The following is a 1,303-nucleotide window of genomic DNA, read 5'->3' on the forward strand; positions in this document are numbered from 1 at the left end:
CCGATGATGTATTCGGCGATCTGGTTGATCAGCAGGACATCGGACGCGAGGCTTTGCCGGATGACGCGATTCACCTGCTCCATATCGCTGGCGATCGGAGCGAGCAGACGGGCGGCGCTGAGGGTGGGGGAGGCGGTGGACGACATGATCATGGAATTGGGTGATGCCGCGGATTATAAGTCGAATCCGACAGGCGCCGGGGCTGTTGCGTACGCGGGCCGGGGTTTTTGGCCATTCGGCCGGGCGCGGGCGGCGTGATCGTCAATCGCTTTTGACGGCGAAGCTAACTCTCTGTATAATCACGCGTTTTCCGTGCGTGGTGTGCGGAAAAATAGATCCAGAGTGAGGTTCTCAATGTACGCGGTCATAAAAACCGGCGGCAAGCAGTACAAGGTTGCCGTTGGCGAAAAACTCAAAGTAGAACAGATACCGGCTGACATTGACGCTGAAATCACGCTCGACCAGGTTCTCGCAGTGGGCGAAGGCGAATCGATTAAGTTCGGTACGCCGCTGGTCAGTGGGGCTTCCGTCAAGGCCACCGTTGTGTCGCACGGTCGTCATGCCAAGGTCACCATCTTCAAGATGCGTCGCCGGAAGCACTACCAAAAGCATGGCGGCCACCGCCAGAACTACACTGAGCTGCGCATCGACGCGATCAACGCGTAAGCGCCTCGGTAAAGGAGCAATCAGATGGCACACAAAAAGGCAGGCGGATCGTCCCGGAACGGCCGCGACTCCGAGTCGAAACGTCTCGGCGTGAAGGTGTACGGCGGCCAGGCAATCAATGCCGGCGGCATCATCGTGCGTCAGCGCGGCACCCGCATGCATGCTGGCGAGAACGTCGGCATGGGCAAGGACCACACGCTGTTCGCGCTGGTCGACGGCCACGTGAAGTTCGCGACGAAGGGTGCGGACAAGAAGCATATGGTTATCGTGGTTCCGGCTGCTGCCTAAGTTCAGGTACGCACGGGCTTCGTAGCCGAAAGGCCCCGCATATGTCGCGGGGCCTTTTTTATTTTGTCACCGGGCGCGCGCATGCGCGTCGGCTGTGGCGGTGGGTCGCGGTAATCGGTCGTGCGATCGATTGTTCAAGCGCCGCGCCGCGCGGCACAATAGCGGGAATTACTGGGCGGAGGAGCGAATGAAGTTCATTGACGAAGCGCGAATCGAAGTCATCGCCGGAGACGGCGGCAATGGAAGCGCGTCAATGCGGCGCGAAAAGTTCGTTCCGTTCGGCGGCCCGGACGGCGGCGACGGCGGCCGCGGCGGCAGTGTTTACGCGATCGGCGACCGCAACATCAAC

Annotated in this window: 2 protein-coding genes and 2 pseudogenes; 3 read left to right on the forward strand and 1 reads right to left on the reverse strand. The window is 60.6% G+C overall.

Annotation, left to right across the window (positions count from 1 at the left end):
* Positions 1 to 146, reverse strand: a pseudogene (locus KH616_RS25070) (octaprenyl diphosphate synthase); the annotation flags it as partial.
* Between the two features lie 208 nt (positions 147 to 354).
* Between KH616_RS25070 and rplU the strand changes: the two are divergent.
* From rplU to obgE, 3 genes and pseudogenes are all read left to right on the forward strand, one after another.
* Positions 355 to 666: a 50S ribosomal protein L21 gene (rplU, locus tag KH616_RS25075; protein ID WP_006025184.1), complete on the forward strand. Its 312-nt coding sequence runs from the start codon at positions 355 to 357 to the stop codon at positions 664 to 666.
* Between the two features lie 24 nt (positions 667 to 690).
* On the forward strand, positions 691 to 954 hold the full coding sequence (gene rpmA / locus KH616_RS25080) for a 50S ribosomal protein L27 (RefSeq protein WP_010091262.1): 264 nt from the start codon (positions 691 to 693) through the stop codon (positions 952 to 954).
* A gap of 187 nt (positions 955 to 1,141) precedes the next feature.
* Positions 1,142 to 1,303 (forward strand): annotated as a pseudogene (gene obgE, locus KH616_RS25085) (GTPase ObgE); the annotation flags it as partial.

Source organism: Burkholderia sp., assembly GCF_018375725.1.
Classification (GTDB): domain Bacteria; phylum Pseudomonadota; class Gammaproteobacteria; order Burkholderiales; family Burkholderiaceae; genus Burkholderia.